Consider the following 14,928-nt stretch of genomic DNA (forward strand, 5'->3'; position numbering starts at 1 on the left):
CCGAAGACTCCGGGGCACCTGGCAGCGGGATCAGATCCTGCCGGTGAGCGGTGCATTGGAGGGCTGGGGCGGAGAGGTGAAGACCTCGTCCGAGGGCCGAAGAAAGCCAGTGATCCTTTGAGATTGTTGGAGCAGGGTCCGAACGTCAGTTCGCTCCTTACACCTGATTGGGCGGAGTGTCGTCCAAGGGAGCCTCCGAGATCCGATGCCTCCACCATGGGCCATGGGCGCACCAGTGGCCAGGGGCGGAGGCCGGGTCGACATCGCTCTTCACGCCGGGCAAAACAGCTTCATGAACGGCCGTGACGACCGGCCTCGGCCAGGGTGGCGGCGATCGCCGTCGCCCAGCCGCCGGCCTCGAAGCGATGACGACCGCCGTGACCGGGCAGCAGCCAGCGCACGTCGAGATCGGCGAGCCGTTCCACCGAGGCCAGTTGGGTGGGCCAGTCCCACCAGCAGAAGGTGCGGGAGGCCACCAGCGCCCGGTGGGCCGGATTCCACCAGAGGTGATCGCCGCTGAACAGGATCTGCTCGCCCAGCAGGGCCACCATCGAGCCGGCGGTGTGTCCCGGCGTGGGGATGAGCCGCAGATCGGCATCGAGGTCCACCGGTGCGGCGCCCATCACCCGATGCTCGGCGTCGGGAGCGGCATCGGCATCGGCGGCGTGGATCCAGCGGGGAGCACCGAAGTGACCAGCCCAGCGGTCGTGGTCGGCCACGTCATCCCGGTGGGTGAGCACGATGGCCGCCAGGCCCCCGAGCGCCGCGATTCTCCGGGCCAGCTGGGCGTTGAAACGGGGACTGTCGATCAGCACATTGCCGCCCGCACGGACGACCAGATAGCTGCTGGCCCCGAAGCTGCGGCGCGACGCCCAGCCGCAGTAGTGGACCGCACCCGCCGGGTGCTCGGTGAGCAGGGCCGGGAAGGCGTCGGCCGGGGTCTGAGCCAACACCTGCCGTGGGGCCCCGATCGCCGCGACCGGGCAGGCCTGAAGGGCCTCCAGCGCCCGTCGGGTCTCGGCCGCTCCGACGGGCTGGTGGGACACCTGGGAACTGGAGCCGGTGGGGGCGAAATGGTCGGGATCCCACTGCCAGCAGGTGCCGCAGTCGATGCAGCTGGAGTCGACGTAGAAGGGGCCGGGGGCATTGCCGGCAAGGCGCAGACTCGGCCGGGCCATGGCCGCAGCAGGCGGAGCCCCACCCTAGGAAGCCGCGAAACCCTGCGGGCCAGACTGGGCGCCGCCGCGCCGGGCCCAGCTCGCCAACCGATGGCTCCCCCCTATCTCGAGCTGCAGGCCGTGAGCGCCCACCTCGGGCCGCGCCGGGTGTTCCACGATCTCAGCCTGCGGTTCGATCTGGGCGAGAACACCGTGGTGCTGGGGCCGAACGGTTCCGGCAAAAGCTCCCTGCTCAAGCTGCTGAGCCGCGAGATCTACCCGGTGGTCCAGGCGGGCTCCTGGTTGCGGATCTTCGGCAGCGAGCGCGTCAACCTGTGGGAGCTGCGCCGCCGCATCGGCCTGGTCTCCCAGGACCTGCAGAGCCACTACAGCGGCGGTGTGCTGGGGAGGGACGTGGTGTTGTCCGGGTTCTTCGGCTCGGTGGGCATCGGCCGCAGCCAGGTGCCCACGGCGGAACAGCAGGCCCGGGTGGCGGAGTTGATGCAGGAGCTGGGGCTCACCGGTCTGGCCGGGCAACCCTTCCGGCATCTCTCCGATGGCCAGCGCCGCCGCCTGCTGCTCGCCCGTGCTCTCGTCCATGGGCCTGAGGTGCTGGTGCTGGATGAACCCACCAACGGCCTCGACCTCAAGGCGCGCCACCAGTTCCTGGCCCTGCTGCGCCAGCTGGCCCGGAGCGGCACCACCCTGCTGCTGGTGACCCACCAGATCGAGGCAATCATCCCGGAGATCAGCCGCTGTGTGCTGCTCCGAGCGGGCCAGGTGGTCGGGGATGGACCGGTGGATGAGCTGCTGCAGGATGCGCCACTGAGCGCTCTGTTCGAGACTCCCCTGCAGGTGATCCACGCCGGCGGCTTTCACCAGGTGCTGCCCTCAGCCCCCTCCGCTTGAGACAGGCCATGGCAACGACCTCGGACCCAGTCCCCGATCCGCTCCAGGGGACGCTCGAGACCATGCGGCGGCGCCTCCGCAGCCACTCCCCCCTGGAGGATCTGGGGCCCCTGTTCGGACCGGAGGCCCAGGGCCGCGGTGAAAACCGTGCGGGGGAGCCCTCCCCAGGGCAGCACGGCAGCGACGGCAACTCTGCGAACAGGGGCTGAGCCCACCCCCAACCGCCGGCCCGCTGCCCAGGGCGGCACCTATGATCCCGGGCGACGGGGCGTGGCGCAGCTTGGTAGCGCGGGTGCTTTGGGAGCACTAGGTCGCAGGTTCGAATCCTGTCGCCCCGACTGACTTTTCAGGGATTGGCCAAGGGGGATGTGAGCAAACAGGTGAGCAAATCGCCGCTGTGCTCACTTGGCTGGGTCGCCCGCTCCAGTCCCCGCCTCGGACATGGGCTCTGGCGAACCCGCTGAGTCATCGCTGACCTGTGGATCAGTGATCTGCTCAACCTCGGCCTGGGCGGACCCCCTCCAGGACTGCTTGGAGCGGAGACGTGAGCAAACCCGGAGCAAAAGCTGGTGCTGGATCGGGGTGTCACCGCGCCGGCAGGAGCAGGGACCCAACGACAATTGATCACGCCACTCGATCCCCGAATCGAGGAGGAGTGAAGCCACAGGGAACGGGATGGATGCAAGCTCATGCGTCCTCCTGCTGGTCTTCGGCATCGATGCACTAGGCAGCGACCTCCTCGACAACGGGCACCTCGTCAACGACGCTCACTCGGAGCTGCGCCCCCAGTCCGGGGATGGCAGCCGTTGCGGGCCGCCGGAGATGCCGGAGCCGATCACCAGCCCGCCGCCAAGACCGACAACCAGGGCCAGGAGCGCGGCCAGCGCCGCCCTGCGGCGGGCACTGTGGCAACGGCGTTGAATCCGCTGCAGCAGCCGGGTGATGGCCCGGGCGTTGTGCGCCAGGCGGTCGTCGCGCTCATGGAGCTGAGCCTGCAGGTGCTGGATGTCCGCGAGCAGGGCATCGCGGTGCTGGGTGCTTCGCTCCAGCTCGGCGCGGGCATCGTCCAGATGGCGGGTGATGGCGGCCTTCTCGTTCAGCACCTCCTGCACCACGGCGCGGCTGCCGATGGCCCGTGCGATGACGACCACCGAGCGGGGAGTCCTGCCGAAGCCGATCACCTGCTCACGGGGGCGCGAGCAGCGGCGGCCCCTGATGCCCTCGGGTTGGTCGGCGGCGTCGGGATCCAGCGAACCCTTGGTGCAGTGCTGCACCTTGGCGGTGAAGAGCACCGTGTCACCGGCCCGCACACCGGCCTCGCTCCAGACCTCGCGGAGGGGGAACCACCAGTGATCGGGCTGGATCGGCGCACCCGATTCCTCCATCCGCAGCGAACGGATGCAGATCGTGGGCACGGTCTGCTCGCCGCAGGCGAAGTTCCCGAAGCGATCCACGATGCCTCGGAATCGGTGGACCTCACCCTGGAGCGCCGCCAGATCAAGGCGGCGCAGCGGCCCGCACACACGGCGGCGGGGACGAACGGGGGTCAGGGTCTGGCTCATGGATCGGAAGGGGCGGACACCAAGGGATCGTTCCGTCGGACCGGCCGTGATTCACATCCGGCGGCCGCTGAGGCTGGTGAAGATCGAGATCACCTCCGAGGCAACGGTCTGGGGGCTCTTGCTGGCTGTTTCATGGCCGACCCGGCAAACACCCCCCACCCTGCTCAGTTGAGGGAAGGTTCAAGGCCTGGCAGGAAGGTCACGCTGCCCTCGTTGCTGGAGATCGCCACGCCATCCCGGAACGACTCGAAGGCCCCCTGGTGGGTATCGGGCTGGCCGGCACCGCCCTTGCTGAGGATCTCCACGTCGCCGTCGCGCCAGAACACGTATGAGCTGCGGTAGCCATCGGCCCAGGCCACGTCGTAGACGGTGTGGCCGTTGTTGTTGAGGCGGGCGTTGATGCTGCAGCCGATCTCCTCGGCCCGGGGCTTCTTGTAGCTCTGGAACACGCAGCGGCTGCTGGCGGCCTCGGGGCCCGAGCCGATGCCGGTGCCGCTCGGAGGTGAGGCGGGAGCCGGGGCGCGGGCACTGCCGGAGGCGACCAGGAAGGGGGCGATCAGCTGGCTGGAGAGGGCGAAGTTCAGCCCCTCGGCGTCGACCCGTTTGAAGGTGGCCACGCCCATCACGCAGCCCCGCTCATCGAGCAGAGGGCCGCCGGAGTTGCCGCCGTTGATAGCGGCGTCGGTCTGCACCAGGTCGCCATCGGCGCGCAGCTGGCTCACCACCCCGCGGCTGAGGCTGAACTCGAGGCCCTTCGGGGCCCCGATCGCGAAGACGTTCTGGCCCACCTCGGGTGCAGCCGAGGCGAGAGCCAGCGGCGTGCCGTGGATACCGCTCACCTCCAGCAGGGCCAGATCAACCCCGGGATCACTGTTCCCGGCATCGGCCACCACGGCGGCCACTTCGCTGCGGCCATCGCTCCAGTTCAGCTGCACCTGGCCGTAGGGCCCCACCACATGGGAGTTGGTGAGCAGCAGCGTGCGGCCACGCTCGTGCTTCACCACGAAGGCGCTGCCCTGAGTATCGGGCGTGTGCACCACGGCAACCGCCTCGCGGGAGGCGGCAAAGATCTCCTGGGCGCTGCGGGCTGAACCGCTGCAGGCGGCAGGCTCTGTGCGGGGTGATGCCGCTGGCGCTCTTGGCCGGGCCGGCTGGGATGCCGGCTGCCGCCAGTCCGACGACTCCGCCGGGGCGCGGCCGCCGCCGGCGACGATCACGCAGCCGTTGAGGGCCAGCGCCACCAGGCCGGTGGCAGCCAGGGAAGCGAGCGAGCGGGTTGTCATGACTGTTCACTCTCTGACTCCAGCCTCTGCGGCACGGCAGCAGCTGCCATCCCCCATCCCGGGGAGTGATGAGCGCACGTGTGAATCGGCGGTCATCGGCGGTTCCTGGTGGGATCAGGCGATGGCCATCGCCGGCCGCCAACCCCGGGGCGCGCGCTGGTCGTTCACATTCGCCTCGGTGAAGCGCTCATGGCGAGGCACGGCCTTGTAGTTCAGCCGGCGGTAGACCTCCTCGGGGAAATCCAGGTCGGTGAACACATCCAGCAGCCGCAGGGCCAGCCCGAGGCAGGCGTCGGTCTGGCGCCACACCTGCGCCTCGCTGAGGCGCAGCACGGGGATGCCGAGCCGCGCAGCATCGGCGTCCTTGGCGTCGTCCTTGCGCTTCTGCTCCGGGGTGGAGTGGAAGCTCTGGCCGTTGTCAATGCTGCAGGGCTCATCGATCTCGATCGCCAGGATCTGGCTCGCCTTGCCCGCCACCACCACGATGTCGTAGCCGGAGGCATAGGTGGGATCGCTGCCGCGGCGCAGCCAATCGTTGTGGGCTTTGGTGCCGTGGAACATCACTTCCCGGTAGACATGGCTGTGGGGTCCCAACAGGCGGGAGAGGGTTTCAGTCAGCGCCTGGCTGAAGTTCGGCACGGTCCGGCCCTGGCGGGTGCCCTGGAACTCCTCGGTGAAAACCCTTTGGGAGGCCGCGAAGGTGCGGGATGGATCCCAGCCATTGGCGATGTTGAGCGCCTCGGCGATCTGGCCACCGCTGGCGCCCACCAGGGCGCTGAGATCGAAGCTCACAAGGTCGACGTGCTCAAACAGCTCACCGAGGCCGCCCAGCAGGGCGCTGGTGGCAAAGGCCCCGAGAAACTGCGCGCCCAGGTCCGGCTGCTGGGTCACGACATTGGCGATGGCTGGATTTTCCATCAGCCACGCGATCGAGGCGTGGTCGCCCTTGGGCGCTGCGATCAGGGGATAGGTGGAACGGGACATGGGGATGACTTCAACCAAAGAGGGAATCGAGTTCGTTGCGGGCGCCGGCATTGCGCTGCACCGAGGAGCGGGTCTGCTCCTGCAGGCGCTGGTCAGCGTCCTGGCCGTCCTGCTGACGGTTGATCTCTCCGCCGACGACATGGCCACCGGCGATGGCGGCGGCATCGGCGGCGACGGCCAGGGCACCAGCGCCGGGGATCAGCATCGAGACGGCGACACCGGCGGACTTGGCCAGGGTGCCTCCGGGGTGTCGTTCGAACTCATCGACGTAGGCCGCCACCCCGGTGGAGGCCGCTCCGAAGGGTGTCCAGAGGACCTTTCCGATGGCCTCTAGGGGATCTTTGGAATCGTTGATCCATTCGCCGTGATCACGCATCCAGTTCTCCCAGATGGAGCCGGAGGCGTCGTTGAAGATGGGCATGGAAACAAATGGTCGGAAGGGAAGAGAAGGAAGACAGGTCGGAGGACCACAGGCGTGACGTCACACCGTCGCCGCCTGGTTGCGGCAGCGTGAGATCACCGCCCCACCTGGACAGGGCCCTCCCGGAGCAAAGAAGCCACTCACGTAATCGAGCAGCTGATCAGGGTCGGTGAGAATGGCCTGCATGGCCTGATGCTCGATCTCGAGAGCTTTGAGCTGCTTCTCATCGAGGCTCTTGTGTTCCAGTGCCTCCAGCAGGAAGTCTTCGAGCTTGCTGGCGTAGGTGTTCAGCCTGGATGGGGCCTCAGGACCGAAGTGCTTGAGCACCTGCAGCGACTCATCGCTGAGGTTGCTCAGATAGGAATCGTGGGTGTCGGACATCGGTGGCAATGGTGGGAATGGGATGCGGTTCTCCTGGCGCTGCGGCCATGGACCGCTCAGTGGGATGGGGAAGCGGGCTTGTGCTGGTCAGCCAGTCGGGACCGCAGCCGAGCGTTCTCGGCCTTGACGTCCTGGAGTTGGGCCTCAAGCAGATACCGTTCGATCCGGCGCTGCATGGCCATGAGATAAACAGGAAACAAGATCATGGGAACGTGAAGTGCGACTTGAATCGGGAAGAAAGGGAGAGTGATTGCGGAAGGGAGTGCAGGAGCAGCGCGCCTGCGTGAGCTCCTCTCGTTCCGGCGTTGGCCCGCTGATTCCGGGCATGGGCCGGTGATTCCAAGGAGCTTCAAGCCGTGCGGTGGCTGCCGGCTGCCTGCTCACTGGCCTTGCTGTAGGCCGAGGCGATCGAGATTCCCGCCAGCCCCAACCAGCCGATCGGGCCAGCGCACACCAGCACGGTGGCCAGGGCACCCTTGCCCACCACTTCCAGGCTCTTCTGGTTGTATTCGGCTTCGCTGAGCTGATCTTTCTGGGTGAGCAGCATCACCGCATCAGGGGCCACAAGGCCAATGCCGGCGGTGAGGGGATTGGCCCCCAGCACCGCCTGGGTCACGGCTACAGCGGTGCCGCGCACCGCTCCGTTCACAGCGCCCTTGGCGGCGTCTTCCACCATCTGCGCCTCGGCCTGCTCGGCCAGGTCGTGGCGGCCGGCATCACGGAAGCCCTGGGCCTGGGCCCAGCGGTGCGCCACGGCGATGCCGCCGCCCATCACCCCACCGAGGGCACCGGTTTCCAGCGTGTCGCCGGCCACCTCAGCCAGGTCGCCGGTGACGCCCGGTGTGGCGGCTTCTGCCACCTCGAGGGTGTAGGCCTCGGCCTCGGCGACCTCCGCCTCGCTCATCACCCGATCGCCAATGCGGGCATTGAGCGATTCGGGGCCGTAGACGATGTTGCTGGCATCGGCGCTGCCGCCCTGGGCATGGGGCTCGATGTGCATCGCATCGATGCCGGGGTCGTTCACAACGGCCTCAATGCCCTCGATCGACCCCCTGGCCTCGGCGGGCACGGCCTGCTCAAACAGCTCCTGGGCTTCCGCCAGGCTGCGGCGGCCGCCGTGCATGCCATCGGTGCGGAGCTGATCCACCACGTGGCTCGGCAGATCCTCAAAGGCGATGGAGCGGTAGGCCTCGAGGCCCACCCACGTGCTGGCCGCTGCTGCCGCCGTGATGGAGGGGGTGGCAGGAACGGATTCCAGGGCCTCACGGATCAGAGTGCCGGCCTGGTTTCGGGTGTAGCGGTAGAGGGTCATGGCTGACCTGGGCTGGGGTTGAACCACCGCCCCTCGTTCCGATGGATCGGGGCTGATTCCGGGGCTGCCGGCCCAGCCCGTTCAGAGGCCCTCGATCGGCCGCCAGTCCCCCACCAGCTGCCAGGCCGCCCAGTAGTAGGGGTTGCTCCAGTCCTCCCCGGAGGGGGATGGCACCGAGCCGCTGCGGAATTCCGCCTGTACGGCGGCGAGGGCCTCACTGCGACCCTCGCCGGCCTTGAGGCGCTTGTACAAACGGCTCATGAACTCTGCGGTGGCCCCATCGTCCACCTTCCACAGCGACAGCAGGGTGGTGCGGGCACCCGCAACGGTGAGTGCTCTCTGCAGCCCATAGAGCCCTTCTCCACTTTGGATTTCGCCATCGCCCGTGGAGCAGGCCGAGAGCACCACCAGCTCGGTGCCATCCAGCTGGAGAGCGGTGGCCTCCAGGGCCGTGAGCAGCCCATCGTCGTTGGGATCGAGGCCGGGGTTGTTGGCCCCGGCCAGCACGATGCCGCTGCGCAGGAGCGGGTCTTCTCCCTGGAACCGCGTAACCTGGCCGCCGCTGGCGAACTGGGCAGTGCGGGGATCCTCGGGCTGGATCTCCTGGTCCTTCTCAAAGAACCCATGGCTGGCGATGTGCAGCACCCGGGGGCCCTGGCGGCGCTGCAGCAGGCTCACGGTGGCGGCATCGCCGCCGATGGGATTGGTGCCGAGCAGCGCGGCGATCTGCTCACCCTCCTGAGCTGTGGCGGGCAGAGCCTGCCAGCGCTTGCCGCTGAGTTCGCCCGAGCGCTGCTGGGGGTGGGTGGAGGCGATCAGAGTGGAGGGAGCGGCCTTTCCGCGGTCGAAATTGGGGTTAGCGATCACCACCGGAGCCTTTCCCGCTGGTGCGGGTTGCTGAAAACGCACCAGATCCCGGCCGGTGGTGATGAGGCGGAGCTGCACCGAGCGCGCCAGCACCTCACCCGGCTGGGATGGAGAAGCCAGAGCCGCAAACGGCACCCGATGCAGTTCAGCATCGGGGGAGAGGAACAACTGACGACTGCCGCTCAGGTGAGGGGCCAGGGGTCTGAGGACCCGATCGGTGACCTTGGCCCACAGCTCAGATGAGTCGCCTTGGGCCTGAGCGGTGGCCCTGAGGGCCTTGGATATCGCCTGCTCAATGGGCCCCGCCTCACCGAGAGGCACCACCTTGATGGCTCCGTCGGGCTTGAGGATCAGGGCCAGGTAACGCTCAGGGCCCCATCGTTGTCTGGGATCAGGGCCTCCGAGCCAGGGCCGGAAAGGCTGAAACTCCACCAGCACCCCATCGCTCGGCAACGCAGCAGCGGCCTGATCGGGCTTGATCCGGGGAATCTCCAACTCCGGCAGCTGGCGAAACAGCAGTTGCTCCAGGTCATTGCGCTGCAGGCGTAGGGCTGCGCGCCGCTCCGGGGGCAGCTGCACATCGCTGATGCGGTTGTTCAGTGCCGCCCGCTGCTGAGCCAGGTCCTTGGTAGGCCCCGGAGCGCGACTGAGGCTGGCCTGGGCCTGCTCGATCTCCAGCAGGAGGCCATGCTGTAACAGCCGGGTGGAGAGGGCCAGGTCCGGGCCAGAGGCAGCACGATCAGCAAGGCTGTAGGTCAATTCCCAAGCATTTCCAAGGGTGTTTCTCAGAGCTTGGCGTTGGGCCAGCGGCTTGCTGGGACCTTCCCGGATCAACCAGTCCGCCTCGACCGATAGGCTTTGATTGACAAGGGCAGCAGATAAATCTGGTTTGCCCTGATTGCTGTAGAGGACAGCCAGGTTGTTGAGGCTGAGGGCGGTACTGGGGTGATCGGGGCCCAGGGCTTTTTCGTTGATCGCCAGCGCACGCTTATGGAGCGGTTCCGCCTGGCTGTAGAGACCCTGACTGTCGTAGAGAGAAGCCAGGTTGTTGAGACTGAGGGCAGTATCCGGGTGATCGAGGCCCAGGGCTTTCTCTGTGATCACCAGCGCATGTTTGTAGAGCGGCTCAGCCTGGCTGTAGAGGCCCTGCCTGTCGTAGAGGAAAGCCAGGTTGTTGAGACTGAGGGCGGTACTGGGGTGATCGGGGCCCAGGGCTTTTTCGTTGATCGCCAGCGTACGCTTATGGAGCGGTTCCGCCTGGCTGTAGAGGCCCTGCCTGTCGAAGAGTAAAGCAAGGTTGCTGAGGCTAGTGGCGGTACTTGGGTGATCGGGGCCCAGGGCTTTTTCGTTGATCGCCAGCGTACGCTTATGGAGCGGTTCCGCCTGGCTGTAGAGGCCCTGCCTGTCGTAGAGCAAAGCCAGGTTGTTGAGGCTGAGGGCGGTACTGGGGTGATCGGGGCCCAGGGCTTTTTCGTTGATCGCCAGCGCACGCTTATGGAGCGGTTCCGCCTGGCTGTAGAGACCCTGCCTGTCGTAGAGGAAAGCCAGGTTGTTGAGACTGAGGGCGGTACTGGGGTGATCGGGGCCCAGGGCTTTTTCGTTGATCGCCAGCGCACGTTTGTAGAGAGGCTCAGCCTGGCTGTAGAGTCCCTGCTTGTAGTAGAGCAAAGCCAGGTTGTTGAGACTGGTCGCGGTATCGGGGTGATCGGGGCCCAGGGCTTTTTCGTTGATCGCCAGCGCACGCTTATGGAGCGGTTCCGCCTGGCTGTAGAGACCCTGACTGTCGTAGAGAGAAGCCAGGTTGTTGAGACTGAGGGCAGTATCCGGGTGATCGAGGCCCAGGGCTTTCTCTGTGATCACCAGCGCATGTTTGTAGAGCGGCTCAGCCTGGCTGTAGAGGCCCTGCCTGTCGTAGAGGAAAGCCAGGTTGTTGAGACTAGTCGCAGTATCGGGGTGATCGGGGCCCAGGGCTTTCTCCCTGATCGCCAGCGCACGCTTAGTGAGCGGTTCAGCCTGGCTGTAGAGACCCTGGTCGCTGTAGAGACTAGCCAGGTTGTTGAGACTGAGGGCGGTATCGGGGTGATCGGAGCCCAGGGCTTTTTCTGTCATCACCAGCGCACGCTTATAGAGCGGTTCAGCCTGTCTGTGGAGACCCTGGTCGCTGTAGAGACTAGCCAGGTTGTTGAGACTGAGGGCGGTACTGGGGTGGTCGGAGCCCAGGGCTTTCTCCCTGATCGCCAGCGCACGCTTAGTGAGCGGTTCAGCCTGGCTGAAGAGACCCTGGTTGGAGTAGAGCAAAGCCAGGTTGTTGAGACTAGTCGCAGTATCGGGGTGATCGGGGCCCAGGGCCTTTTCGTTGATCGCCAGCGCACGCTTGTAGAGCGGCTCAGCTTGGCTGTAGAGACCCTGACTCCTGTAGAGACCAGCCAGGTTGTTGAGGCTGGCCGCAGTATCCGGGTGATCGGGGCCGAATATCTTCACTGCATATTTCAACAATCGCCCCCAGATTGCTGCTGCCTCCGCATAGCTCCCTTTGGCTTTCAGCTCCCCGGCCTGGTCGATAAGGGCCTTGACATCCCCATCGCTCAACGCGTCAGCTGCGTTGATGGTGCTGGGCGCTGGCTGCTCAGGCTTGTTGTCCTGAGCCATCGCGACCAGCGGGATCGGCAACTGCAGGGCTCCCGCAAGCACAACCGCAGCCCCACTCCGCCTCAGAGTTCGGCGCTGGAGCCTGGTGGGGAACCATTGGGCCATCTCAACACTGCGCTGCAGTCGTCTTCACCCTAGAAATCAACGCTTCAGGCGCACGTCCCCCGGACAGGGGATGCTTTCGATCCCGTTTCCTTGTCAACCTGGCGGACAAGGGAACGACGAGCGTGATCAGCAGCTACCGCCAGCTCAGAGGCCTCCTGGCAACCACGTCCGGGCCTGAGTCCGTCACGATCGGCAATCTCCACGCTCCCGCCGCCACGGCCGCTGCAGCCGCTGAGCGCCATCACCTCGCCGAACCCTGCGCCCAGAGTGACCGGTTGCTGCTGGCCGCCTGCCAGGACAACGACGACGGTGCCTTCCTTTGCCTCCGCTGCCACGTGAGCCATCCGCTCGAGCAGAAGATCCGCGGCCTGCACCGCCAGTTCGGCAGCCATTACGGGCTGGATCTGATCGAACTGGCCGGCTACGCCCTCGACGATGACGGCCGCCCGCTCGACTACCTCCAGCTGCCCGATCAACCCAAGGCGGCCACGGCTCCCTTCACGGCGGAGGTGATCTGCAGCTACGACCCCAGCCGTGGCGCCGGGCTGCCCCACTGGGCCCGCACCAAACTCCAGGCCAGCAACGACCTCAAGGCCCACCTCCTGGAGCACGGCCTGCTGATGATCTCCGACTGGGCCTTGCTGGCAGACTCCAGTGCCCGTCGCATCCGCCAGGCCTGGGACGTGTTCGGTTCAGGGGCCCTGACTGCCGATCAGGCCCAGGCCCTGCATGCCGCCTACTGCGACCACTACCGCACAGCCAAGGCAGAGCACCGCCTCAGGAACGGGCGCAGTTCCGGCTGGCAGCCCAACGCCGACTTTCTTCGGCGGATCGCCCCTGAGCAGCCCGCGGCTACCACCTGGAGCCAGCTGGAGGCCATGGCCAACACCGTGCGGCTGGTGCTTACCCAGCAGTGGCAGCGCAACGGCTGGCCCGAGGCTGGCGACCAGCCGCTCGAGGTGGCCGATCCAGCCAGCCTCGACGAGGTGTTCGAGGACGACGGTGCCTCCCCTGCCGATCAGTTGGCCCTGATCAGCACCGCTCTCGATCGCGCTTTGACTGCCGTGATGCCGGCCGTGCTGGCCCCGGCCGCCAGCGATCCTCAGCTGCATTGCCTCTGGCAGGGCTTTGGCGAGGGGCTTACCAACACCCCCTTATCCGAACGCTGTGGATGCTCCCGCGGCACCGTGAGCAAGAAGCTGCGGCCCGAGCAGCACGCCACCGCCATCGCCCGCCAGGCCGCCGGCGAACTGCTGCGCCAGCCGGCGTTCTCCGCCCTGAGCGGCTCTGTGGAGGATGTCGAACGCATGGTGGAAGCGCTGCGGAATCACCTGCTCAACCCGGAACGAGAAGGTGACATCCCCCCCCTGCGCCGCTGGGTGCACCAGCATCTGCCCGTGCCATGACCGCCTTCTCCCCAGCCCCCCCCGTGCCCATCGAGCCGCTCGAGGCCTTTCCCCTTCCGCCCGGCGCCATCGTGCTGCCGACCCAGCTCTGGGAGCAGGCGCAGGAGGATGGTGAACGGCAGCTGCGGCGGCTGGCGCTGGCGGCGCTGCGGCAGGCCATGGCCGAGCGCCAGCTCCATCTGCCCCTCGGCCCTGAAACCGACCCCACCGATCCCTCCCGCCTGCTGGCGCTCAACCGCTTCGCCGTGCAGCTGGCCGTCACCGGCCTGCTCAGCGACGAGGTGGCCGTGCCGGCAGCGCCCTGGCGTGACGCCGCCACGGCTCCCCAGCTGCTGCTGGTGGCCGCCATCGATCCGGAGAACGGCGTCGTGCACGTTCCCGGCGTGCTCACCGCCAGCGAATTCATCGCCACCGTGGGGTCTGGCGATCCCCAGGCGGAGCGGTTGGTGCTGCCCGTCGCCGCGTTCCGCAGCGGCATCGAGCGGCTGTTCACCCTCACCGCCCTGCTCGATCCAGCCGCCCTTCCCCGCCAGGCCCTGCGTCCGCAGCCCGCCGGCCCCGCCATGCGCGTGCGCGACTGGCTGGAGGGCCTGCTGCCGCCCGCACTGGGGGATCTGGGCGCCGAGCTGGTGCCCGTCACCGCCGGTGCGTTCCGGCAATCCGGGTTCCTGGCTGCTGATGGTGTGATGGGGGGCCTTGCCAAGGCTGATTCCCGCTGGCCCAGTGCTCTGGCGGTGCTCTCGATCCCCCTGGGCCTCACCGGCGATGGCGCGCTGGTCTGTGGAGAGGCCTCCCAGCGCTGCATCGAGCGCTTCCGTCTGCTGCTGATCCCGATCAGCATGCCTGCCGCGGGGCGGGAGCCCACCCCCGATTGGCTCAGGCTGCAGCTGGTGGGTGAGCTGGAGGGGGATCTGCTGCCCGATGGTCTGCTGCTCAGCGCCAGCCAGGGCAGCAGGCGCTCCAGCGTCAGCTCCGCCAATTCCTCCCAGCTCGAGCTGGAGCTGCCCGCATCCCCGGATCTGATCGAGGTCACCCTCACGCCACCGGACGGCGCACCCCTGGTGCTGCCGCCCCTGCAGCTGCCGGGCGGGTGAGATGGCCAGCATCGACCTCACCCTCCAGCCCGCCCCGGCCCCGGATCAGCTGACGGCCTTTCTGAACAGCCCCGCCGGCAACGCGGCCTTCACCGTGACGGTCCCACCGGATCTGGCCCGCCTGCACCAGCTCTGGCTGCGGCGGTTCATGGCCCATCACGATCCGGCTCCGCCGGCGCTGCCGGCAGCGGTGCTGCAGAACTACGGCGACCAGCTGGGGGCTGCCATGACCGCCTGGCTGCAGCAGAGCGACTGGGAGCCGTTGCGCCGCCTGCTGGCCCACTTGCCGGCCATGCCGCTGCGCCTGCGCTGCCAGGCCACCCCCGCCCTGATCGAGCGTCTGCCCTGGGAGGTGCTGGAGCTGGAGCTGGAGCGGCCGATCTGGCGTGTCGCTGACTCCGGCCACTTCCCCAGCGATGCACACGCCCGGCGTGGTGTGCGCTCTCCCCGCCTGCTGCTGCTGGTGGGCCGCGAGGAGGGGCTCGATCTGGAAGCCGACATCGCCGAGCTGCAGCGTCTCGATCGCCAGGGCCGCATCGCCCTGCACACCCTGCGCGGGTCGGACTCCTGCCTCAGCCGCCTGCGCGCCGCACTCGGCGACAAGCGCGGCTGGGACGTGCTGGTGTTCCTGGGCCATTCCGCCGGTGATCCCCAGGGCGGCGGCCGTCTGCAGCTCGGCGATGGCCACTGGCTCGGCGGCAGCGCCCTGGCCCAGGAGTTCCAGCAGGCCAAGGGCCACGGCCTCTCGCTGGTGCTGCTCAACAGCTGCTCGGGTCTGGACCTGGCCCACTGCTGCAC

At 67.5% G+C, this 14,928-nt stretch carries 13 protein-coding genes and 1 tRNA gene; 6 read left to right on the forward strand and 8 right to left on the reverse strand.

Going from position 1 to position 14,928, the window contains the following annotated elements:
• Positions 1-290: 290 nt before the first annotated feature.
• Entirely contained in the window at positions 291-1,178 is an 888-nt protein-coding gene (locus ACLD7X_RS09640; protein WP_411423399.1) for an MBL fold metallo-hydrolase, read from the reverse strand.
• A gap of 90 nt (positions 1,179-1,268) precedes the next feature.
• Here ACLD7X_RS09640 and ACLD7X_RS09645 point away from each other — a divergent pair, with 90 nt between their 5' ends.
• The 3 genes from ACLD7X_RS09645 (at position 1,269) to ACLD7X_RS09655 (ending at position 2,404) form a co-directional block, all read left to right on the forward strand.
• Positions 1,269-2,066, forward strand: a complete 798-nt coding sequence (locus ACLD7X_RS09645; protein ID WP_411423400.1) for an ABC transporter ATP-binding protein — start codon at positions 1,269-1,271, stop codon at positions 2,064-2,066.
• Between the two features lie 8 nt (positions 2,067-2,074).
• Positions 2,075-2,275 carry a hypothetical protein gene (locus tag ACLD7X_RS09650; protein ID WP_411423401.1) on the forward strand — a complete coding sequence of 67 codons (201 nt, stop codon included), beginning with the start codon at positions 2,075-2,077 and terminating at the stop codon, positions 2,273-2,275.
• A 55-nt stretch (positions 2,276-2,330) separates the two neighbouring features.
• Positions 2,331-2,404: transfer RNA gene (locus tag ACLD7X_RS09655), tRNA-Pro, on the forward strand.
• Between the two features lie 429 nt (positions 2,405-2,833).
• Here ACLD7X_RS09655 and ACLD7X_RS09660 read toward each other — a convergent pair.
• From ACLD7X_RS09660 to ACLD7X_RS09690, 7 genes are all read right to left on the reverse strand, one after another.
• The gene (locus ACLD7X_RS09660) at positions 2,834-3,628 is read right to left on the reverse strand and encodes a hypothetical protein (RefSeq protein WP_411423402.1); all 795 of its coding nucleotides are present in this window, start codon (positions 3,626-3,628) and stop codon (positions 2,834-2,836) included.
• A gap of 164 nt (positions 3,629-3,792) precedes the next feature.
• Positions 3,793-4,911, reverse strand: a complete 1,119-nt coding sequence (locus tag ACLD7X_RS09665; protein WP_411423403.1) for a S1C family serine protease — start codon at positions 4,909-4,911, stop codon at positions 3,793-3,795.
• A 114-nt stretch (positions 4,912-5,025) separates the two neighbouring features.
• Positions 5,026-5,895 (reverse strand): hypothetical protein, encoded by an 870-nt coding sequence (locus ACLD7X_RS09670; RefSeq protein ID WP_411423404.1) that lies wholly within the window; start codon positions 5,893-5,895, stop codon positions 5,026-5,028.
• 10 nt (positions 5,896-5,905) lie between these two features.
• Positions 5,906-6,316 carry a hypothetical protein gene (locus tag ACLD7X_RS09675; RefSeq protein ID WP_412007066.1) on the reverse strand — a complete coding sequence of 137 codons (411 nt, stop codon included), beginning with the start codon at positions 6,314-6,316 and terminating at the stop codon, positions 5,906-5,908.
• Positions 6,317-6,376: 60 nt separating this feature from the next.
• On the reverse strand, positions 6,377-6,697 hold the full coding sequence (locus ACLD7X_RS09680) for a hypothetical protein (protein ID WP_411423406.1): 321 nt from the start codon (positions 6,695-6,697) through the stop codon (positions 6,377-6,379).
• 349 nt (positions 6,698-7,046) lie between these two features.
• A complete protein-coding gene (locus ACLD7X_RS09685; protein WP_412007067.1) occupies positions 7,047-8,009 on the reverse strand; it encodes a hypothetical protein in 963 nt (320 codons plus the stop codon).
• An 81-nt stretch (positions 8,010-8,090) separates the two neighbouring features.
• Positions 8,091-11,525: a CHAT domain-containing tetratricopeptide repeat protein gene (locus ACLD7X_RS09690; RefSeq protein ID WP_425625144.1), complete on the reverse strand. Its 3,435-nt coding sequence runs from the start codon at positions 11,523-11,525 to the stop codon at positions 8,091-8,093.
• Positions 11,526-11,752: 227 nt separating this feature from the next.
• On the opposite strand from ACLD7X_RS09690, the gene ACLD7X_RS09695 reads away from it, so the two are divergent.
• The 3 genes from ACLD7X_RS09695 to ACLD7X_RS09705 form a co-directional block, all read left to right on the forward strand.
• Positions 11,753-13,036, forward strand: a complete 1,284-nt coding sequence (locus ACLD7X_RS09695) for a hypothetical protein (RefSeq protein ID WP_411423410.1) — start codon at positions 11,753-11,755, stop codon at positions 13,034-13,036.
• On the forward strand, positions 13,033-14,130 hold the full coding sequence (locus ACLD7X_RS09700) for a hypothetical protein (RefSeq protein ID WP_411423411.1): 1,098 nt from the start codon (positions 13,033-13,035) through the stop codon (positions 14,128-14,130). Before ACLD7X_RS09695 ends, ACLD7X_RS09700 begins: the two co-directional genes overlap by 4 nt.
• Before the next feature lies 1 nt (position 14,131).
• Positions 14,132-14,928 (forward strand): hypothetical protein (locus tag ACLD7X_RS09705; RefSeq protein ID WP_411423412.1); only part of this gene is annotated, 797 nt, incomplete at its 3' end.

This window comes from Aphanothece microscopica RSMan92 (assembly GCF_046613545.2).
Taxonomy (GTDB): domain Bacteria; phylum Cyanobacteriota; class Cyanobacteriia; order PCC-6307; family Cyanobiaceae; genus NIES-981.